Raw genomic sequence first — 20,055 nt, forward strand, 5'->3', positions numbered from 1 at the left:
GGCAGACGGTGTCGGGCCGGCTGCCCGCAGTGGCGCCGGACCGCGACGGGAACAGCCTACGGCAGGAGTTACCCATGGGTAGGTAAGGGTCGGTACGTACCGCGCGTGCGGCCGGATCAGGACGCGGCGGGTTCCCCACCGGACGGCGGACGGCCGCCGGTCCGCCGCGTTCTCGCCCGCGCGGACCCGCCGCCCGCCGCGGCACCGGTGCCGCGGCCGGCCGTCCCGGAACCGGTGCCGCCCGCTCCGCCGCCGGCGGTCTCGCCGCCGGTGGCTCCGGGCACGGCGGCGGTGCCCGCGGGCGGGTCCACCAGGGCCGCGGCCACCGCGGCCGCCGTCAGCTCGACCTGCCAGGGGCGGGCGCCACCCGTGGTCAGCGCGGCGGTCACCGTCTCGGTGTCCCGCGTGGCCGGGGGAGCCCAGGTGACCCGGCGGGCGAGTGCCGGCTCCAGCAGGTTCTCCACCGGCATGCCCTGATCCTCGGCGATCGCGTTCAGCGCCGCGCGCACACGGGCCAGCCGCGCCGCCGCCACGGGGTCACGTTCCGCCCAGCGGTTCTGCGGGGGGAGGCCGTCGCCGCCCGGGCCCGCGGTGCTCGGCAGCTGGTTCTCGGGCATCTCGGCGGCGGCGCGCAGGGCATCCATCCAGGTGGTCGCCGAGCGCCGCATCCGCTGCCCGGAGAAGATCGGCAGCCGGGTCAGCGCGGCGGCGTCCTCGGGGACCTTCAGTACCGCGTCCATGATCGCGCTGTCGGGCAGCACCCGGCCCGGCGCGATGTCGCGGGCGCGGGCGACCCGGTCTCGGGCCTGCCACATCGACCGGACGGCGGCGAGCTGGCGGCGGCTGCGCGCGCGGTGGATCCCGCTCGTGCGCCGCCACGGCTCGGCCCGCGGCTCCCGCGGCGGAGCGGCGGCGATCGCGCCGAACTCCTGCCGGGCGAACGCCATCTTGTTCTGCGCGACCAGCTCGCTCTCGAGCTGGTCGCGCAGCTCCACCAGCAGCTCCACGTCGAGAGCGGCGTAGCGCAGCCACGGTTCGGGCAGCGGGCGGGTCGACCAGTCGGCGGCGGAGTGCCCCTTCTCCAGCCCGAAGCCGAGCACCCGCTCGACCATGGCGCCCAGCCCCACCCGTTCGTAGCCCAGCAGACGGCCGGCGAGCTCGGTGTCGAACAGCGTCTTCGGGCGCAGGCCCAGCTCGGCCAGGCAGGGCAGGTCCTGGCTGGCGGCGTGCAGCACCCATTCAGTGTCGCCGACGGCGTCCTGCACGCCGCTCAGGTCGGGCAGTGCGATCGGGTCGATGAGCAGGGTGCCCGCGCCGGCCCGCCTGATCTGGACGAGGTAGGCGCGCTGGCTGTACCGGTAACCGGAGGCGCGCTCGGCGTCGAAGGCGACCGGGCCGGTGCCGGCGGCCAGCCGCTCGGTGGCGCGGGTGAGGTCCTGCGGGTCGTCGAGGACGGGCGGGACGCCACCGGCCGGCTCCAGCAGCGGGATGGGTACGGTTGCCGACTCTTCGACAGCGGCGGCAGCATCGATCGCCGCACCCTCACTGACCTGGTGCGTTGAGTCAGGAACCGTCGACGTCACGATCGGCGATGGTACGTGTGAATGACCGGCCTGGCAGCCCAGTCGGCCGAGCAATCGCACTAATTATACGCTTCGTGTTCGATGGTGGCTCCAAGGTAGTCGTCGCGGATGCGCTCCGTTGACATTCCCGGTGCGCAGTGTTCGGACGGGGAGGTTCGGATCTGCTCAGGCGCGGCGGGCAGGTAGCGGTACGACCCCGGAGAGACGCGGCGGCAGCCCCGCCATCGCGGCCAACAGGTCGGCGAAGGAGTGCAGGTGCGCGGCAGCGTCCGCCGGGTCCCACGGCGCCGCCCCGTCGGCCCCGCTGTGCGGCGGCTCCGGCACCGTCGGGTCCTCGGCTTCCTCCACCGATCCTGCCCAGCGTGGTGACCAGGAACACCGGAGCTCGACGTCGAAGTTGTCGCCGTCGGTGGCGAGCACCCCGAAGCGCCGGGACGAGGTGGTGGTGACCGTCCCGCCGAGGGCGCCGAGCTCGGCGCCGTGCGACTGCAACGACTCCCGCAGCCACGACCAGGCGACCCCGGGCAGCAGCGGGTCGTCGGCGACCTCCGGGTCCACCGAGGCGCGCGCATAGCAGACGATCCGGGTGGTGCCCTCCCAGGCGTCCTGCCCATCGGGGTCGAACAGCAGCACGAACCGGCCGGAGGCCGCCTCGTCGTCACCGGTGAGGCCCCCGGCGAGCGCGAACGCGTAGGGAGCGATCCGGGCGGGCGCGGGGATCTCGCGGACGGCGACGTCCGGCCGCAGCTCCTCCAACGCCGCCCGCAGCGCCTCGGTGGCGGCCACGAAGAGCGCCGGAGCGTCGCTCGGTGCCCGCGTGCCCCCCATGGCGGCAACGTTAGGGCGTGCACCTTGGTCGCGCTGGCCGGACGTCGGAGAGTGCCGCTTAGCGCCCTCCGGGTGGGAACGGGCGCTTCGGGTCAGCGGGGCGAGCCGTGCCGGCACGGCCTGCTCGGGCGGCTGCGCCGACGCCGGGCGTGTCCCGCCGAGCGCCGCCGGCCGGCCGGCCGGGACGAACGGGTCGCCCGGGAGGCCTGGATGTGGTGCGGGACTGTGCAGGCTCACGCCACGGCCCTGGAATCGGATCGGCCGGCGCCGCGGCGCGCGGTAACGGTCACGACGGTCACGGGCCGGTCGGCCCCGGCACCCGCCGGTGGCACCGCGGCGGGCGCGGCGCCGACGAGAATCGCGTGGCCGCACACGACACAGGCACGTTCCGGGCAGTCGGCGCTGTGGCCGTCCTCGCACGGCGGTTGCTCGAACTGTTGCTGTCGCGCGCATCCCGCGCAGTAGCGGATGTGATCGTCGGCGCTCACCAGGACCTGGTCCACTCGCGTATCACTCCCCGGGCACGGCTGCGTCGTTCGCGTGGTAGCTGCGTCGTTCGCGTGGTGTCAGCCTGCGGGCGGGTGTGGCGTGAACCTGACCGCGGCGCAGCCCCCCGCGGGCCGCGTCAGCGCGCCGTCCAGCCGCCGTCGGCCGGTCGGTCAGGAGGCTGAACGCGGGACATCGCGGATTGTTGCCGCCTATTCCGACCGGTCTGACGGTGCCACGGGTAGGGCGGTTCTCCGCGCATTCTCACCGGCGTGTCGCGTGCGGCCGGCTGTGCGCGGTGCGGGGCCGACGTTCCCTCGGGGGTGGAAGGAGGTGGTTCGTCGCCGCCGGGCGGGTGACCTCGGCGTACGGGTGACCCAGAGCGCCGGCGAGCTCAGCTCGCGGGCGCGGAGCTGGCGCGCCCCGGGGAGCCGCCGTGCCCGGACGTGCCGTGCCCGGCCGCGCCGTCGGATGCCGGGGCCGGCTCCCGTAGCCAGTGCCGCTCCACGAAGAACGGCGCTACCGGCAGGACGGACGCCCCGAGCGCGAGCAGAGTCCGCTTCACCGGCCACCGCCGCAGCGACCCCACGTACAGGACGAGCAGGCAGTACGCGATGAACAGCCCACCGTGGACCGGCCCGAGGATCTTCACGCCGATCTCGTGGTCGGCCCCGTGCTTGACCGCGGTCGCTATCAGGAGCAGGAGGAAGGAGGTCGCCTCGGCCAGGGACACCGCGCGGGCGGCGCCCATCGGCCACGCGCCGTCCCGGGTGGAGCCGTCCTGAATGGAAGGGTCGGTCATCGGACACTCCTCGACGTCGCTTGCGGCCTCGCCGTGCTCTGACATCGCCGGACGCGTTCTCCAGCCTGACTTCTACTGCGAGTAGAAGATATCGCACACAGTCGTGTGCCCTGCGCGGCATCTGTCCGCCGGGCGTGCAACGATCGGGCCATGTCCCTCGGAAGTACCGCCGTTGCGCCGCCTCGCCCCGGGGTCTCGCCCCGACGTCCAGGTCTCGCCGCGACTTCGCCGTTCCTGCGCGCCGCCGCCGGGGACCGCCCCGACAGCGTGCCCGTGTGGTTCATGCGGCAGGCCGGCCGGGTGCTTCCCGAGTACCGCGCCCTGCGCGCCACCACCGCCATGCTCGATTCCTGCCGCAACGCCGACATGGTCACCGAGATCACCCTGCAGCCGGTGCGCCGTTTCCGGCCCGACGCCGCGATCTTCTTCTCGGACATCGTCCTGCCGCTCGCGGCCGTCGGGGTGGACGTCGACATCGTCGCCGGGGTCGGGCCCGTGGTGGCCCATCCCGTCCGGGCGCCGTCCGACCTGGACGTGCTGCGCCCGCTGGAGCCCGGTGACGTGCCCTACGTGAGCGAGGCGGTGGCCTCCCTGGTCCGCGAGCTCGGGCAGACGCCGCTGATCGGTTTCGCCGGTGCGCCGTTCACCCTGGCCAGCTACCTGATCGAAGGCGGGCCGAGCCGCAGCCACACCCGCACGAAGGCGCTCATGTACGCCGAGCCGGTGCTGTGGCACGACCTGCTCGGCCGGCTCGCCGACATCACGGCCGCCTTCCTGCGGGTGCAGGTCGACGCCGGCGCCGACGCCATCCAGCTGTTCGACTCGTGGGCGGGCGCGCTCAGCGAGGACGACTACCTGCGCTACGTGGCTCCGCACAGCACCCGGGTCCTCGCGGCGTTCGCCGACGACGGCATCCCGCGCATCCACTTCGGGGTGAACACCGGGGAGCTGCTCGGCGCGATGGGCGCGGCCGGCGCGGACGTCGTCGGGGTCGACTGGCGCGTCCCGCTGGACGAGGCCGCCCGCCGGGTCGGCCCCGGCCGTGCCGTGCAGGGCAACCTCGACCCGGCCGCGGTCTTCGCCCCGTCCGACGTCCTCGCGGCGAAGGTCCGCGACGTCTGCCGCCGGGGTGCGGCCGCTCCCGGGCACATCTTCAACTTCGGGCACGGCGTGCTTCCGGAGAGTGATCCGGGCGTGCTGGCGCACATCGTGGACCTCGTCCACCAGTTCTGACAGCGGGGCGGCAGCCACCGACTCGCCAGGCCCGCGCACGGGGCCGTAGGCCGGTCCGGGGCCGCTCGGCGGTGCCCGCCACCGGCGTGGCACGGCCGCGGGCGAGACTGGAGCCGGCCGCGGGACTCGGGCCGGCCCGGCCAGGTGAGGTCGGTGGAGCCGTGGGCCCAGGGCCCCGATCCGGGGGCGGCCACACGGGGACGGCGTGAAGGGGCTGGGAGAAGACGTGCGGGTTGTGATCATTGGAGCGGGTATCGCGGGGCTGTCCGCCGCGAGCGCGCTGGCGGGCAGGGCCGAGGTCACCGTGGTCGAGGCCGGTGACCGCATCGGCGGCAAGCTGCGCACCACCCCGATCGAGGGGCTGGCGGTGGAGGAGGGCGCGGAGGCCTTCCTCGTCCGCGTGCCGGAGGCGCTCCGGCTGGCCCGGCACATCGGGCTCGGGCACGACATCGTGCATCCGACGACGACCAAGGCCTCGCTGTGGGTGGGCGGGCGGCGCCGTCCCATCCCGCCCAACACGATGCTGGGGGTCCCCACCGACGTGCTCGGCCTGGTGCGCTCCCGGGTGCTCTCGCCCTTCGGGCTGCTGCGCGCCGCGGCCGACCTGGTGCTCCCGCGCACGACCCTGCCGACGGACCCGACGGTCGGCGGGTACGTCGGCGCCCGCGTCGGGCGGGAGATCGTGGACCGGCTGGTGGACCCGCTGCTCGGCGGCGTCTACGCTGGGCGGGCTGACGCGCTCTCGCTGCAGGCGACCGTCCCCCAGCTCACCCCGATCGCGACCGAGGACCGCTCGCTGCTGCTCGGCGCGCACCGCGTCCGGGCCCGGACCGGACCGGCCCCGGCGCAGACGCCCGTGTTCGCCTCGCTGCGCGGCGGCCTGGGCTCGTTCGCGGAGAAGGTGGCCAGCACCAGCGGTGCCACGGTGCGGACCGGGCTGATGGCCCGGGAGCTGCGCCGGGTCGAGGGCGGCTGGCAGGTGCGCTGCGACCCGGTGGGCGGCGGTGAGGTGCCCCCGCCCCTGGTCGCCGACGCGGTGATCCTCGCGGTTCCCGCCGGCGCCGCGCGTGATCTCCTCTCCCCGATCGCCCCGCACGCGGCCGCGCCCCTCGCGGGGGTGCCGTACGCGTCGGTGGGCCTGGTCACACTGCTCTACCGGGGAGCTGTACCGCCGCCCGGCAGCGGCCTGCTCATCCCCGCGCGGGCCGGCCTGTCGATCAAGGCGGTGACCTACCTGTCGGTGAAATGGCCGCACATCGCCCGCGGCGGCGACCTGACGGTCGTGCGGGCCAGCGTGGGCCGCGCCGGCGCCGACGACGACCTGCGGCGCGGCGATGTCGAGCTCGCCGGCGTCGCCGCCGCCGAGGTCGCCCAGGTCACCGGGATCAGTGCCCGTCCGATCGCCAACCGGGTCAGCCGCTGGGGCGGGGCGCTCCCGCAGTACCTGCCGGGGCACCTGGGCCGGATCGCGGCCGTCCGGCGCGCGCTGCCGGCGGGCATCGCGCTCGCCGGCGCCGGCTACGACGGTGTGGGCATCCCGGCGTGCATTCGTTCCGGCGAGGCGGCCGCGGCGTCGGTGGTGGGCCAGCTGCGGCCGGACGGGACGCAGGCGGCGGAGTCCGAGCCGGCGGGTGCCTGACCCGCGGGAGCCTGGGGCGGAGGGCGCACCGCGGTGGTGGGCGCCCCCGCACCCCGCGACGGTGGGCCTGGCTCGCTCGCCGACCCGCGGCCGGGGTGGACAATGGTGGCATGTCAACTGGCGATGACGTCCAGCGCAGCGGCACCACCTCGGCGTCCGCGTCCTCCGTTCCGGGTGGGCGGCCTCCGGTCACCGTGCCCACCAACAGCGCCCCCCCCACCACCACCGTCCCCACCGGTGCCCCCGCCTCCGGCGCTCCCGGACCTGCCGACGGGGAGTCCACGAAGTCGGCCCGTGAGCTGAACGACGAGCTGCTCTACACGGGCTGGTTCGTGTTCGCCGCCCGACAGCCGCTGCCCGCCGATCGCGCGGGCATCACGGCGGAGGCCGGCGAGCTGCTTGACGGCGCACTGGCGAAGGACGTCTACACCCGTGGTATCTACGAGGTCTCCGGCTACCGGGCCGACGCCGACGTGATGATCTGGTGGACCTCACCCAACCCGGACCTGCTGCAGCAGACCTACCAGCGTTTCCGGCAGACCGGCCTGGGGCGGTGCCTGGAGCCGGTGTGGTCCGCGGTGGGTCTGCACCGTCCGGCGGAGTTCAACCGGAACCACATCCCGGCCTACGTGCGCCGGGAGGACCCGCGGGACTACATCTGCGTGTATCCGTTCAACCGGTCGTTCGAGTGGTACCTGCTGCCCGACTACGAGCGCCGCGGCCTGCTCGCCGAGCACGGGATGATGGGCCGGGAGTACGAGGACGTGCGGGCCAACACCGTGGCCGCGTTCGGCCTGGGTGACTACGAGTGGCTCCTGGCGTTCGAGGCCGACGAGCTCCACCGGATCGTCGACTGCATCCGCCACCTGCGGGCGAGCGCGACGCGCCGCCACACCCGGCTGGAGACGCCGTTCTACAGCGGCGCCCGCAAGCCGCTGCCGGACGTCGTCGCCGCCCTGCCGTAACCCCGGGTCCCGGCCTTCCGGTTCCGGTCTCGCCTCCGCGAGCTGAGCCCCGGTCTCGCCTCCGCGAGAAGAGGTCGGCGCCTGCCCGGGCGCCCCCACCCGTCCGGCAGGCGCCGACCGCCCCATTGCTGCCCTCACGGCCGGGCGGCGGATGTCGACCCGGGCGGGCAGAAACCACCGGCATCCATCGGTCCGCAGAACCCGGGCGCTCGGTGGTCGGCGGCCGGACGCTCCCCGGCCCGGCCATGACTGACAGTAGCATCGCCGCTCGGTTCTGTCTGCTACTCGACAATAGAATGCACTGAACGTAACCGCAAATCGCCTCAATTCGGTTGATTCGGTTTCTGTGTGACGGTGAGCAACTGAAGGGCCTCGGTTGTTTTAACTACTCCTAGTCATCGGCGGGGCGGCCATACCCGACGCGGAGCTGTCGGAAACACGGCTTCGGCCCCGGGCGGGGCGCTGGTCGGCGGCGGTGGTCGTGCCGGTAACGTTGCCGCCTGACCATCGAGCGCCGCATGTCGGGGCCTGGGCGGACCGCGGCGGTCCGCGTCGGCGTCCCGGGTCGCGTCGGTTGCCCACACCGCGCGGAGGTGTTCCCCGGGCCGATTCGGGGCTGCCCGGGTCCGTACACGATCGCTGGAGGTCGGAGTCGGTGAAGCCGCGAGCGATGAAGCCACGGGGGAGTGAACCTGCGATGAACGCCTCGGTGCGAGGCGTCAACGTGCCTGGGCCCCGGGTCCGACCTTGTGTCCGCGTCGGCGATCTGCCCCACGAGCCGGTTGGTTCTGATCGACAATGGCTGCGGCGGGGAGATGCGCGGGGGGCGGTCTCCACCCGTCCAGCTCGCCGATCGGAACTGATGTACCGAGGTCCTGGGGGGGTCCTGCTGTGACGGAGACTGTGTCCGGAGGAACGAGACCATTCGGGGGGGCGAGATCGTCCGGGGGGGCGGTGCCCCCCGGCGGCCCGCGTTCGTCCGGCGGAGCCATGCCGTCCGGTGGGGCGAGGCCGGCGGGAGGGGCGAGGTCCGTGGGTGGAACGAGGCCGGCTGGTGGATCCTGGCCGCCCGCCGGCGGCCCGGGTGTCGTGCCGCAGTCCCGCGGCTACTTCGAACCGGGCCAGCCGACCCCTCCGGGGCCGCCCGTGCGGCCAGGCTGGCCGGGGCCGCCCGAGGAGTCCGACTGGCTGGAGTCGGAGCCGCCGGCAGAGGCTGACTGGTCGGAGCCGCCGGCGGGAACCGGCTGGCCCGAGCCGCCGGCCGCGCCCGGCTGGCCGGGGCCGCCCGCGCAACCGGCCGCCGGCCGGCACCATCGTGTGCCCGCTGGCACGCAGTTCGACTTCGCCCACGTCGAGACCTCGCCCGACGCGACCAGCTACCGGGCCCAGGTCGGCTGGGAGCGGCGCTACGTCCGGCTGCTGGTGCTCTTCGACGCGATCGCCTGTGTGATCTCCGCGGGCCTGGCCTACTTCGTCCGTTTCGGGGACGTCGTCGACTTCGACACCAAGCCGCCCTCCTCGAAGCCGTACATCATCATGACGGTCCTGCTGCCGCTGGCCTGGGTGCTGGCGATGTCGCTCAACCGCGCCTACGAGAGCCGCTTCCTCGGCGGCGGCTCGGAGGAGTTCCGGCGGGTCGTCAACGCCGCCGCCCGGCTCACCGCGCTGGTCGCCGTCGCCTCTTACGCGACAAAGGCCGAGATCGCCCGTAGCTACGTGCTCATCGCCTTCCCGGCCGCCACACTGCTGTCGGTGGCCGGCCGCTCCGCCGGGCGCGGCATCCTGCACCGCATGCGGCGGCAGGGGCGTTGCCTGCACCGTGTCCTCGTCGTGGGGGCCGGCGAGTCCGCGGCCACCCTCGTCCGGCTCGCCCAGCGCGACCCGACCACCGGCTGGTCCGTCGTCGGTGTCTGCCTGGACCGCCTGCCCGGCCGGCACAGCCACGACCGCCCCGAGCGCAGCGGGTTCGACCTGCTCGGTGTGCCGATCGTCGGCACCTCGGAGAACCTGCACACCGCCATCCAGGCGACCCACGCGACAACCGTCGCGATCGGCCCGCAGATGGACGGCGAGACACTGCGCCGGGTCCTGTGGGCCCTCGAGGGCAGCGACGTGGACGTCCTGGTCAGCTCGGCGCTGACGGACGTGACCGGGCCGCGGATCTCGATCCGGCCGGTGGCCGGCCTGCCGCTGCTCCACATCGAGGAGCCCGAGCTCAGCGGCACGCGCCGGCTGATGAAGATGGCCTTCGACCGGATCGTCGCCGGCATCGCGATCCTGCTGTTCGCTCCGCTGCTGATCGGGCTCGGCCTGGCGGTGCGGTTCACCAGCCGCGGTCCGGCGATCTTCAAACAGATCCGGGTCGGGCGCGGCGGCAGCGAGTTCCGGATGTACAAGTTCCGTTCGATGTATGTAGACGCCGAGCAGCGCAAGGCCGAGCTCGAGTCGAGCAACGAGCGCGCCGAGGGCCTGCTGTTCAAGATGCGGGACGACCCTCGGATCACCAAGGTGGGCAAGTTCCTCCGGAAGTGGTCGCTCGACGAGCTGCCCCAGCTGTTCAACGTGGTCAACGGCAGCATGTCGCTGGTCGGCCCGCGCCCGCCGCTGCCCTCGGAGGTCGCGCGCTACGAGGACGACGTCTACCGCAGGCTGATGGTCAAGCCCGGCCTCACCGGGCTGTGGCAGATCAGCGGGCGCAGCGACCTGGAGTGGAACGAGTCCGTCCGGCTCGACCTGCGCTATGTCGAGAACTGGTCGCTGGCCATGGACTTCGTCATCCTGTGGCGCACGCTGTTCGCCGTGCTGCGCCGCGAGGGCGCCTACTGACAGCGGGTCCCTCCTGCTGCCAGCGGGCTGGCGGGTGCCCACTGGGGCCTACTGGCCGCGGGCGCCCTCGACCCAGCCGGCCTCGACCAGGTGCGCGAGCACCCGGTCGACGGCCTGCTCGGTCGGCAGGCCCGCCGTGTCGACCACCACGTCGGCGTCGGCCGGCTCCTCGTACGGGTCGGAGACGCCGGTGAAGGCGGGGATCACCCCCGCCCGGGCCTTGGCGTAGAGGCCCTTGCGGTCCCGTGCCTCGCACACCTCCAGCGGGGTCGACACGTACACGAGCACGAAGCCGCCGCCGCGGGCGGTGGTCATCGCCCGCACCTGGGCGCGGACGTCAGCGTAGGGCGCGATCGGCGCGCACACGGCGATCCCGCCGGCGCCCGCGACCTCCGCGGCGACGAAGCCGATGCGGCGCACGTTCGTGTCCCGGTCGGCGCGGGAGAAGCCCAGGCCCTGGGAGAGATGCGTCCGCACGATGTCGCCGTCGAGCAGGGTGACCCGCCGGCCCCGTTCGAGCAGCCGGCACACCAACAGGCCCGCCAGGGTCGACTTGCCCGAGCCGGACAGCCCGGTGAACAGGATCGTCAGGCCGCGCTGGCGGCGCGGGGGAACCGCGCGGGTCAGCTCGGCCGCCACCGCGGGCGGGGTGAGCTCGGCGGGCAGCGGCACACCCGCGTCGAGCAGGGTCGTGAGATCGTCGGCGCGCGGCGCGCCGATCGCCGGCCCGGTCAGGCTGCCGGCACAGCCGTAGACCTCGGCGAGATGGGCCCGCAGGGCGGTGAGCTCGGCGATCTCGTCCAACGCCGGCTCGCTCGCCGCCTCGTCGGCCAGGCCGCCCGGGGCGGTCGCGCTCATCGCCGGCTCACGGGGCGCGGCGAGCCGCTCCGACGGGACGACCGGGACCAGTACGAGCATGCTGCGGTGCCGGCGGGACTCCGGCGCGAGCGCCGCGGTGTGGGCCGGCTCCGGCGGGCTGGCCGGATGCGTCCGGCCGTCGTCCCGCGACACCGCGTCGGAGGCGACCGGCTCGTGGGCCAGCGTCGCCTCGGCCGGCCGGGGCGGTGCGTCGATCGCGTCCAGCGCGGCGAGCAGGCAGCGCACCCGCAGGTGGTGCGCGGCGTCGGCCGGGTCCGCCCCGCCGACCGGGGCCAGGATCACGCAGTGCTTGCCCTGCCGGGTCAGCGCGCGGATGCGCCCGACGTCGGCGGTGTACAGCAGGCCGTCGGCCCACACCGCCCACGGGGCCGCGCCCGCGCCGGTCGCCCAGCCCCGGGCGGCGAACTCGGCGCGCAGCCCTTCCGGGGTCAGCCGTAGCCGCGGGTAGTCCGGATGGCTGGGCAGCTCCAGGCCCTCCACCGTGCCGACCAGGCGCACCGGGCCCGCCCCGGTGGCAGTCGCCGGCGTTCCGGAGGCCTCCGCCGGCATCGCGGTGGCGGGCGTCGGTGAGTCGTCCGCGGTGGGCTCCAGACCGAGCAGGTGCAGGGCCGCGATCATCACGCCCTCGCGGTCGCGCAGCGCGACGTCCATGCCCGGGCCCAGCGCGGCCGCTGTCTCACCGGGGACGGTCAGGCTCGGCACCGGCGGCCCGGCGGGCTGGCGGGCCCGGCCCGGGTAGCTCGGCGCCGGGCCGAACGCGCCGAGCAGCATCAGCTCCAGGTCGGTGAGCTGGCGCGTGTCGAGCACGACCGACGGCCAGGCCACCGAGGCGGCCCGCAGCTCGCGGGCGCGGTCGGCAGCGACGACGGCAAGCGGACAGACGCCGTTCGCGCCGCGCTGCTCACCAGCGCCCGGTATGTCGGGCGGACCAGCCGTGGCATGCGGATCCGGGGCGGACGAGCCGACGGCGGTGTCGGAGGTGGCGCTCACACCCGCGACGGTAGCGGGTGGAAGACTCCCACCCGATGAGCACCGACGACATCCGCCGGCCGGACGGGTTCGCCACGGTTCCGGTCGACATCGCCACGGATGAGCTCAGCGATGCCACGCTGGCCGTCCGGCTGGCCACTGACGCGGGCAAGCTGCTCCTGCGGATCAGGGCCGAACTGGGATTCGCCGAACCGGCGACCCTGCGCGAGACCGGCGACGCCCGGTCGCACCGGCTGCTGGCCCGCGCCCTCGGCCGTCACCGGCCGGGCGACGCGGTGCTCTCGGAGGAGGCGGCGGACGATCCGGTGCGGCTGGGCGCGGACCGGGTGTGGATCGTCGACCCGCTCGACGGCACCCGTGAGTTCGCCGAGCCGGGGCGGACCGACTGGGCCGTGCACGTCGCGCTGTGGGAACGAGGCGAACTGACCGTCGGGGTCGTGGCGCTGCCCGCGCTGGGCGTGACGCTCTCGAGCGAGGGCCCGCTCCCCGCCCGGGCGCTCCCGGCGGCACGCGGGGCCGGCGCGGTGGCCGCAGGCCCCGCGGGGAACCGGGGGATCCCGGCCGGCCCGGTGGCCCCGGCAGGCGCCGACGCCGCGGTGCCGCGCATCGTCGCGAGCCGGACGCGGGCGCCGCGGGTCGTCACCGACGTGGCCGAGAAGCTGGGCGCGACCGTGCTGCCGATGGGGTCCGCCGGGGCTAAGGTGGCCGCGGTCATCCGCGGCGACGCCGACATCTACGTCCACGACGGCGGGCAGTACGAGTGGGACTCCGCGGCGCCGGTGGCCGTCGCGCGGGCGGCCGGCCTGCACACCAGCCGGCTCGACGGGTCGGAGTTGCGTTACAACCAGCCCGACCCGCTGTTGCCCGACCTGGTCGTGTGCGATCCCGCCCACGCCGAGCAGGTGTTGGCCGTGACCCGCGCGCGCTGACCCGCCTGCCGTGCTCGCGATGCGCCGGCCCGATGCGCGAGGATCGGCGGGTGGACCTGCCTGTGACACCACCGGTGAAGCCGATGCTCGCCCGCGCGGCGCCGCAGATCCCCCCGGACATGCTGTATGAGCCGAAGTGGGACGGCTTCCGCGCCCTGGTCTTCCGTGACCGGGCCGAGCTGGAGATCACCTCGCGCAGCACCCGGCCGATGACCCGCTACTTCCCCGAGCTGGTCGAGGTGCTGCTCGCGGCACTGCCCGACCGCTGCGTGCTTGACGGCGAGATCGTCGTCGTCGGCCCGGACGGACTGGACTTCGAGGAGCTGTCGCAACGGGTGCATCCGGCGACCAGCCGGGTGGCGAAGCTCGCGCTGGAGACCCCGGTCTCGTTCGTCGCGTTCGACCTGCTGGCACTCGGTGACGAGGCGTTCACGGACCAGCCGTTCGCCCGGCGGCGCGCCGTGCTCGAGGAGGTTCTCGCCGGCCACGCCGGCCCGGCTGCGCCCGGATCGGCACCGGTCCGGCGAGTCCCGAGCGGGGTCTACCTCACGCCCTCGACCGGCGAGCTCGACATGGCCCGGCAGTGGTTCGAGCGCTACGAAGGCGCGGGGCTCGACGGGCTGGTCGCCAAGCCGCCGGACGGGGCGTACCAGCCGGACAAGCGCGTAATGTTCAAGATCAAACATGACCGCACCGCCGACTGCGTCGTGGCCGGCTACCGGCCGCACAAGAACGATCCGGAGGCGGTCGGGTCGCTGCTGCTCGGGCTCTACGCCGACCCCGCGGACGAGGCCGACTCCGAGGACGCGACGGACCCGGCCCGGGAAAGCCCGCTGCTGTCCGTCGGGGTCACCTCGGCCTTCCCGATGGCGCGCCGGCGGGAGCTCGTCCGCGAGCTGGCCCATCTCGTGGTGCCGATCGACTCCCACCCCTGGGCCCGCCAGGGCCCGGAGAACGCCGCGCAGCCGGGCGGCGACGCGGGCGAGGAACCGACAGCGGCCGCGGGGCAGCCGGCGCGCACGCCCTGGGACGCCGAGGAGAGCCGGTGGGCCCGTGGCCGTGACCTCTCGTTCGTCCCGCTGCGGCCCGAGCTGGTCGTCGAGGTGCGCTACGACCACATGGAGGGACCGCGCTTCCGGCACACCACGCAGTTTGTCCGTTTCCGGCCTGACCGTGACCCCGGCGGATGTACCTACGCCCAGCTCGAGCGCCCGGTGCGGTTCGACATCGCCGACGTCCTGCGCATCCCGCCGGACTGACCGGCCCAACCTCAGGTTCGGGCGCGCGGCCGCGGCGGTGCCCGGGCGGCGGGTGCGGTGGGGGATCATCCCGGCGGCACCTTGCCCGCGGGCGCAGACCGGGCCCAGCCCGGGGCCCACCCGGGCACCACGTCCGCGGGTGGCGCCGTGAGCACCGCCGGCAGCCGGTCGTTGTTCGCCACGATCGCGGGGCTGGCCAGCCAGGCGGCGTACGCCGTCCGCTGCTCCCGGTTCATCCGGGCGACGTCCATCGGCTCGCCGCCCGGACCGGTGAAGTCGTTCGCCGGCCCGGTGACGAACCCGTCGGCGCGCGGGTCGCCGGTGTAGTGGCGGGTACCGCCACCGGGGAGCTGGACGACGACCGGCCGCAGGGGGTCGCCGTCCCGGTGCCGCCACATGTCCGCCACCGAGGCGCGGTAGCGGGACTGCCACCCCGGAATGGCCCGTAACCCGGCGCGCAGGTCGGCCAGGACGGCCTGGGAGCCCGCGGTGGGCAGGTGGGCGGTGGCCCGGCGGACCCGGTCCTCGACGATCTCGACCGTCAGACCCCGGGCGGCGTTGGTGAGGGTCCGGACCACGCTGGTGAAGTCGATGGACTTCGCCACCTCGGCCAGGATGTCGATCATGACTGCGGTGCGCAGCCGGTGCTCCTCCTGCCTCGTGGCGTGCTCGCGCAGCACCCGCTCGGCCGTCTCGCTCAACGCCGTCCCGAAGAACGTGGTCACCTCGTTCGCCTGGTGGTAGGCCAGGGCCCGCGGGCTCGCCGGGTAGTGCGCCGCGCCGGGACCGTTGTAGCCCCGGGTCTGCTCCCAGGCCCGCTGATCGATGCCCGCCCCGACGGCCACCGCGTCCGCCGCGAGCAGCGGGGCGCTGGCGCCGCCGCGCAGGCTCTCACGCAGCAGCGCGGCCCACTGCCGGGGCTCCCGCCCGAGCCCGGGCGCGTCGAGCGCGGCGGGGTCGGGCGGCAGCGGCGAGACGACCGCGGCGTAGAGGTCGTCGCGCCAGGCGTGCAGGACCTCGCCGTAGGCCGCTCGCATCCGCGGGGAGACCTCGCTCGGGCCGGCCCCTGCCACCACGTCCACCAGTTGTGCGACGAACTGCCGGGCGGCGCCCGGGCGCGCCAGCCGAGCCTCCGCGCCGCCGGCCGCCGCGACCAGCTCCGTGCGCGCCGTCTCGAGTTCCGGGGCGCGCCAGCCTCCGGCTGGGCGCAGGCCGGCCGGCACGTCGGCGCTCTGCGCCCTGGAGGCGTGCAGGAGCTGGGGGAGGTGCCTGGTGCTGAAGGTGGGCGCGAGCTCGGGGTCGGCGGCTATCGCGCGCAGCAGCGCGGAGCCGAACGCCTCCCGGCTTAGCCGGTCACCGCCCGCATCCCCGGCGCCGCCCGCGCCTCTGATGCCGGCCGCGCCCCTGGCGGCGGGCCCGCCCGGCCCCGCCTGGAGGCCGACGTCGCGCAGCGAGCCGTCGCCCGTCCCGAAGAGCAGTTCGCCGAGGCGCGCCAGCAGCGCGGAGGCGAAGCGGCCGTGCCGCAGCAGCGGCCCGAGCAGCGAGGTCTCGACCTGGTCGTCCCGGCGCCGGCTGTTGAACCGGCCGAGCCAGGAGGCGTCGAGGCGGCGCAGCCGGCTGTAGCTCGCCAGGGTGCGACCGATGATCTCCTCGCCGTGCCGGGCGGCGCCCGGCTCCCGGGCCCCGAGGACCTGGTGCAGAAGACCGGCCAGAGCGGAGGGGCCGAGGCGGTCGTAGAAGCCGGTCACGAAGTCGGGGTCCGCGGCCCGCCCGGACAGCGCCGCCGCCAGGTCGGCCAGCCTGCTCCGGTCGCGGCGGTCGGGATCCGGGCGGAGCAGGCGGTCGGCGAGCGAGCGCCCCGCGGCCCGGGCCTGTTCGGCGGTGTCGTACAGGTCGGGAACGCCGCGCAGGGCGGCCGGGGGCAGCGGGCCCGTGGTCCCGGGATCGGCGGCCTCGGCGAGTGCCAGCCGCCGGCGCAGCATCGTGATGTCCTGATCGGCCCAGGCGTGGGCCGCCCGCAGCCTGGCCGGCGTGTCACCGGCGATCCGGGTGGCGTCGACGTGGGCCGACAGCAGCCGGGCCTGGGCCTGCGCCGTCTCCCGCAGGTCGGCCATCGCGGTGATCAGTCTCCGCAGCGAGTGGGGATCGACAACGACTCGGTTGGCGGGTGCGGGCATGGCTCGGCGCGGTCACCGGCCGCCGGCCGGCAGGGCCGGCCCGGGGTGCCGGGCACGGGGATCGTCGGCGGGCACCCACTCGGGCTGTCCGGCCAGTGACCGGCGGCAGGCGTCGGCGAACGCGTCGACGGTGCCGAGGGTCGCCGTGCGCGCCTGCTCGGCCTGGCGCCGCCAGTCGCTCGCCGCGCGGCCCTGCCAGCCGCCCTCGTCCGCGACGGCGAACAGCCGGTGGAAGGCGTCGGCGAGCCTGACCCGCCCGTCGGCAGCCGCCGCGAGCGCGGCCTCGACCGCCTCGCGGTGGCGGTTCGGGCGTGCAGCCTCGCCGGTGGGCGCGCCCGGCCCGGTCATCGGCCGTCCGCACGCCCGGGTGCGGACGGCGAGGTCGCAACCACCCGTCGATGCGCCGGAGCAGGTCGTTCGGAACTCATGAAGGCCACCGTTCGCCGAAGCCGCCGGGGAGACCGCCGGCCGGGCCCACCGTCTCCCGTCGGAGGCCGGCACCGGAGGTCGCTGTCGACGCTATTCACGCGGATCGCCGCCGCACCCGGCGTCAGCCAGGCTGTGGACGAAACGAAACCGTGCACAGGGCGGTCAGCGGAGGTAGCGCAGGAACAGCGCCCCGTCCTCCTCCAGGACCTGGCCGAGCCGCAGCCCGACGGGCGCCGGCCACGTCGGGCCCTGCATCAGTCCGAGGCGCCCCGGCCCGGCGAGGAGCGGGGCGAGGGTCAGGCACAGCTCGTCGAGCAGGCCGGCCTGGGCGAACTGGGCGTGCAGGCGCGGGCCGCCCTCGGTCAGCACGCGCAGCAGCCCGCGCTCGGCGAGTGCGTCGAGCGCGGCGCGCGGCTCGACGGTCTTATCCCCGCAGACCACGATCTCCGCCACAGGCTCGAGCGCACGGCGCCGCTGCGGTGGGGCGGCGTCGCAGGTCAGCAGCAGCGGCCGGACGGCCGCGGTGAACAGGCGGGCGTCCGGGTCGAGCTCGAGCCGCCCGCTGACGACCGCGACGGGGGGGACGGGAGCGAGCCCGGCGGCGGCCCGCCGCTCCCGCCGCTCGGCCGGCACGAGGACCGGGCCGTAGTCCTCAGTCCGCGCGGTGCCGGCGCCGACCAGGACCACGTCGCTGAGCCAGCGCAGCGTCCGGAACACCCGCAGGTCGGCGGGGCCGCCCAGGTCCGCGGAGCGTCCGTCGAGCTCGATGGCGCCGTCCGCGGACGCCACGAAGTTGGAGCGGACGTGCGGGACCCCCGGAGTCGGCTCCGGCAGCGCGTAGGCGAGGTCGAGGTCGACGTCGACGTCGTGGTCGGCATCGTCCGGTTCGTCCGCGGCACGCGCAGCCTCCGGGCCGTCCTGGGGAGCCGCGCCGTCGAGAGGAACTGGGGCGCCACCGGACAGAAGAATGCGCATCGGCCCGACTGTAACCGGCGCCGCCGCGAGCGGTGGTGCCGCTGCTGCCAGGATGGAAACGTGAACACGTACGTGGTCCTGTTGATCGGTGTACTGATCGTGAGCCTGGTCGGGCTCGGCCTGCTCTACTACGCGCTCTCCCGCTCGGCGGCCCGCCGGCGGTGAGCGGGCCGGGGCCGCCGACCCGCGAGCCGGCGGTCAGCGAGCCGGCAGCAGCCGCACGATGACGACCGACTCGCCGGCGAGCTCGACGCGGCCCGGCATGTAGGTGAACCCGGGGCGGGACGCGGCCGGCGCGTCGAACGGCACCCCCTCGACCGGGACGGCCTGCCGCTCGGGCGAGAGGTTGCACACGACCGCCACGTCACCCGCCCGGGAGAGCCGGCGCAGCACGAACCAGTTCGCCGCGGCGTCGTAGGAGCAGCGCACCGACGCCAGCGACGGGTCACTGAGCTGCGGCAGCCGGCGGCGCAGCGAGATCAGCCGGCGGTGCCAGTCGAGCAGGGCGGCGTGCTCCGGGCGTTCGGGCTCGCGCCAGTCCAGCCGGGAGCGCTCGAACGTCGCCGGGTCCTGCGGGTCCGGGACCTCCTCGGGCCCCCAGCCGTGCGCGGTGAACTCACCGCGGCGGCCCTCGCGGACGGCGTCCGCCAGCCGCGGGTCGGTGTGGTCGGTGAAGTACTGCCAGGGCGTGGTGGCGCCCCATTCCTCGCCCATGAACAGCATCGGCGTGAACGGGGCGGTCAGCAGCAGCGCGGCCCCGATCCGCAGCCGGCCGTCGCTGAGCGTGGCCGACGCCCGGTCGCCGGTCGCCCGGTTGCCGATCTGGTCATGGTTCTGCAGGAACGTGACGAAACGGTAGGCCGGCGTCCGCGGCGGCACCGGCCGCCCGTGGGAGCGGCCGCGGAACGCCGAGTAGCCGCCGTCGTGCACGAAGGCGGAGCCCAGCGCCTTCTCCAGCGTCTCGAACGAGCCGAAGTCGCCGTAGTAGCCCTGCCGCTCGCCGGACAGCGCGGCCCAGAGCGCGTGGTGGACGTCGTCGCACCACTGGCCGTCCAGTCCGTGCCCGCCCGCCTCGGGGGCAACGACCATCCGCGGGTCGTTCAGGTCGGATTCGGCGACCGCGAACAGTGGGCGGCGCTGCTGGGTGCCGAGCCGGTGCACCTCGTCGGCGATCTCCTCCAGCAGGTGGCGTGCCCGGTTGTCGGCGAACGCGTGGACGGCGTCCAGGCGCAGACCATCGCAGTGGTAGTCCCGCAGCCAGGCCAGCGCGCTGTCGATGACGAACGCGCGGACCTCGTCCGAGCCGGGGGTGTCCAGGTTCACCGCCGGGCCCCACGGGGTGCTGTAGCGGTCGGTGAAGTAGGGCCCGAACCGGCTCAGGTAGTTCCCGTCCGGGCCCAGGTGGTTGTAGACCACGTCCATGATCACGCCGAGCCCGCGGTGGTGCGCGGCGTCGACGAAGCGCTTGAGGCCCTCCGGCCCCCCGTACGGCTCGTGCACGGCGAACAGCCCGACGCCGTCGTACCCCCAGCCGTGCCGGCCGGGGAACGCGTTCACGGGCAGCAGCTCGACGAGGTCGACGCCGAGGTCCACCAGGTGGTCGAGGCGCTCGATCGCCGCGTCGAAGGTGCCGCCCGGCGTGAACGTGCCGACATGCAGCTCGTAGACCACGCTGCCGGACAGCGGCACCCCGTGCCAGTGGCCGTCCGTCCACGGGAAGCGGGCGTGGTCGACGAGCCTGGAGCGGCCGTGCACGCCGTGCGGCTGCCAGCCCGACCGCGGGTCGGGCAGTTCCTGCTCACCGACGTCGAGGAGGTAGGCGTAGTCCGCTCCGTGGTGGGCGGAGGGAACGTCGACGGTCCACCAGCCGCCGGCGGCGGCGGACATCTCGTGCACGGTGTCCCGCCGGCCGCCGGCGCCGCCGCCCGTGCCGCCCGCCTCAGCCGCGGCGTCGCCGTCCGCGCCGCCGCCGTCCGCGATGACCACACTGACCGTCTTCGCGTCTGGTGCCCACACCCGGAAGGAACTCATGACTCCTGTCTACCGGTCCGACGT

Annotated in this window: 15 protein-coding genes; 6 read left to right on the forward strand and 9 right to left on the reverse strand. The window is 75.0% G+C overall.

The window, feature by feature from the left end; translation table 11 throughout:
- Window positions 1–116 precede the first annotated feature (116 nt).
- From E0504_RS24400 to E0504_RS24415, 4 genes are all read right to left on the reverse strand, one after another.
- Window positions 117–1,583 (reverse strand): ribonuclease D, encoded by a 1,467-nt coding sequence (locus E0504_RS24400; RefSeq protein WP_235014487.1) that lies wholly within the window; start codon window positions 1,581–1,583, stop codon window positions 117–119.
- Window positions 1,584–1,748: 165 nt separating this feature from the next.
- On the reverse strand, window positions 1,749–2,411 hold the full coding sequence (locus E0504_RS24405) for a DUF3000 domain-containing protein (RefSeq protein ID WP_235014484.1): 663 nt from the start codon (window positions 2,409–2,411) through the stop codon (window positions 1,749–1,751).
- A 233-nt stretch (window positions 2,412–2,644) separates the two neighbouring features.
- Window positions 2,645–2,914 carry a hypothetical protein gene (locus E0504_RS24410; RefSeq protein ID WP_071061661.1) on the reverse strand — a complete coding sequence of 90 codons (270 nt, stop codon included), beginning with the start codon at window positions 2,912–2,914 and terminating at the stop codon, window positions 2,645–2,647.
- Between the two features lie 377 nt (window positions 2,915–3,291).
- Complete coding sequence (locus E0504_RS24415; protein ID WP_112108143.1) at window positions 3,292–3,699, reverse strand: DUF3817 domain-containing protein; 408 nt, start codon at window positions 3,697–3,699, stop codon at window positions 3,292–3,294.
- 150 nt (window positions 3,700–3,849) lie between these two features.
- Between E0504_RS24415 and hemE the strand changes: the two genes are divergently transcribed.
- From hemE to E0504_RS24440, 4 genes are all read left to right on the forward strand, one after another.
- Window positions 3,850–4,932, forward strand: coding sequence for a uroporphyrinogen decarboxylase (gene hemE / locus E0504_RS24420; RefSeq protein WP_112108130.1), 1,083 nt, complete (start codon window positions 3,850–3,852; stop codon window positions 4,930–4,932).
- A 226-nt stretch (window positions 4,933–5,158) separates the two neighbouring features.
- Window positions 5,159–6,571 carry a protoporphyrinogen oxidase gene (gene hemG / locus E0504_RS24425; RefSeq protein WP_131625961.1) on the forward strand — a complete coding sequence of 471 codons (1,413 nt, stop codon included), beginning with the start codon at window positions 5,159–5,161 and terminating at the stop codon, window positions 6,569–6,571.
- 110 nt (window positions 6,572–6,681) lie between these two features.
- Window positions 6,682–7,536 carry a hydrogen peroxide-dependent heme synthase gene (gene hemQ / locus E0504_RS24435; RefSeq protein ID WP_165938599.1) on the forward strand — a complete coding sequence of 285 codons (855 nt, stop codon included), beginning with the start codon at window positions 6,682–6,684 and terminating at the stop codon, window positions 7,534–7,536.
- 1,317 nt (window positions 7,537–8,853) lie between these two features.
- On the forward strand, window positions 8,854–10,362 hold the full coding sequence (locus E0504_RS24440; RefSeq protein ID WP_112107779.1) for a sugar transferase: 1,509 nt from the start codon (window positions 8,854–8,856) through the stop codon (window positions 10,360–10,362).
- A gap of 48 nt (window positions 10,363–10,410) precedes the next feature.
- Here the strand turns inward: E0504_RS24440 and cysC are convergent, their stop codons facing one another.
- Entirely contained in the window at window positions 10,411–12,231 is a 1,821-nt protein-coding gene (cysC, locus tag E0504_RS24445) for an adenylyl-sulfate kinase (RefSeq protein WP_131625928.1), read from the reverse strand.
- A 35-nt stretch (window positions 12,232–12,266) separates the two neighbouring features.
- Here cysC and E0504_RS24450 point away from each other — a divergent pair, with 35 nt between their 5' ends.
- Window positions 12,267–13,160, forward strand: coding sequence for a 3'(2'),5'-bisphosphate nucleotidase CysQ (locus tag E0504_RS24450; RefSeq protein WP_020462642.1), 894 nt, complete (start codon window positions 12,267–12,269; stop codon window positions 13,158–13,160).
- 50 nt (window positions 13,161–13,210) lie between these two features.
- Complete coding sequence (locus tag E0504_RS24455) at window positions 13,211–14,419, forward strand: ATP-dependent DNA ligase (RefSeq protein WP_235014330.1); 1,209 nt, start codon at window positions 13,211–13,213, stop codon at window positions 14,417–14,419.
- Between the two features lie 65 nt (window positions 14,420–14,484).
- Here the strand turns inward: E0504_RS24455 and E0504_RS24460 are convergent, their stop codons facing one another.
- The 4 genes from E0504_RS24460 to treZ form a co-directional block, all read right to left on the reverse strand.
- Complete coding sequence (locus E0504_RS24460; protein ID WP_071061672.1) at window positions 14,485–16,596, reverse strand: hypothetical protein; 2,112 nt, start codon at window positions 16,594–16,596, stop codon at window positions 14,485–14,487.
- A gap of 12 nt (window positions 16,597–16,608) precedes the next feature.
- On the reverse strand, window positions 16,609–16,944 hold the full coding sequence (locus E0504_RS24465) for a hypothetical protein (protein ID WP_112107774.1): 336 nt from the start codon (window positions 16,942–16,944) through the stop codon (window positions 16,609–16,611).
- 243 nt (window positions 16,945–17,187) lie between these two features.
- Window positions 17,188–18,000 (reverse strand): pyrimidine reductase family protein, encoded by an 813-nt coding sequence (locus tag E0504_RS24470; protein ID WP_131625929.1) that lies wholly within the window; start codon window positions 17,998–18,000, stop codon window positions 17,188–17,190.
- Between the two features lie 198 nt (window positions 18,001–18,198).
- A complete protein-coding gene (gene treZ, locus E0504_RS24475; RefSeq protein ID WP_131625930.1) occupies window positions 18,199–20,031 on the reverse strand; it encodes a malto-oligosyltrehalose trehalohydrolase in 1,833 nt (610 codons plus the stop codon).
- Window positions 20,032–20,055: the final 24 nt, after the last annotated feature.

Source organism: Parafrankia sp. BMG5.11 (genome assembly GCF_004337455.1).

Excerpts from the sequence above, each read along its gene's own strand:
- E0504_RS24405 (WP_235014484.1), bottom strand. The coding sequence starts at position 2,411 with ATGGGGGGCACGCGGGCACCGAGCGACGCTCCGGCGCTCTTCGTGGCC.
- E0504_RS24415 (WP_112108143.1), bottom strand. The coding sequence starts at position 3,699 with ATGACCGACCCTTCCATTCAGGACGGCTCCACCCGGGACGGCGCGTGG.
- hemE (WP_112108130.1), top strand. The coding sequence starts at position 3,850 with ATGTCCCTCGGAAGTACCGCCGTTGCGCCGCCTCGCCCCGGGGTCTCG.
- hemQ (WP_165938599.1), top strand. The coding sequence starts at position 6,682 with ATGTCAACTGGCGATGACGTCCAGCGCAGCGGCACCACCTCGGCGTCC.
- E0504_RS24450 (WP_020462642.1), top strand. The coding sequence starts at position 12,267 with ATGAGCACCGACGACATCCGCCGGCCGGACGGGTTCGCCACGGTTCCG.
- E0504_RS24460 (WP_071061672.1), bottom strand. The coding sequence starts at position 16,596 with ATGCCCGCACCCGCCAACCGAGTCGTTGTCGATCCCCACTCGCTGCGG.
- E0504_RS24465 (WP_112107774.1), bottom strand. The coding sequence starts at position 16,944 with ATGACCGGGCCGGGCGCGCCCACCGGCGAGGCTGCACGCCCGAACCGC.
- E0504_RS24470 (WP_131625929.1), bottom strand. The coding sequence starts at position 18,000 with ATGCGCATTCTTCTGTCCGGTGGCGCCCCAGTTCCTCTCGACGGCGCG.
- treZ (WP_131625930.1), bottom strand. The coding sequence starts at position 20,031 with ATGAGTTCCTTCCGGGTGTGGGCACCAGACGCGAAGACGGTCAGTGTG.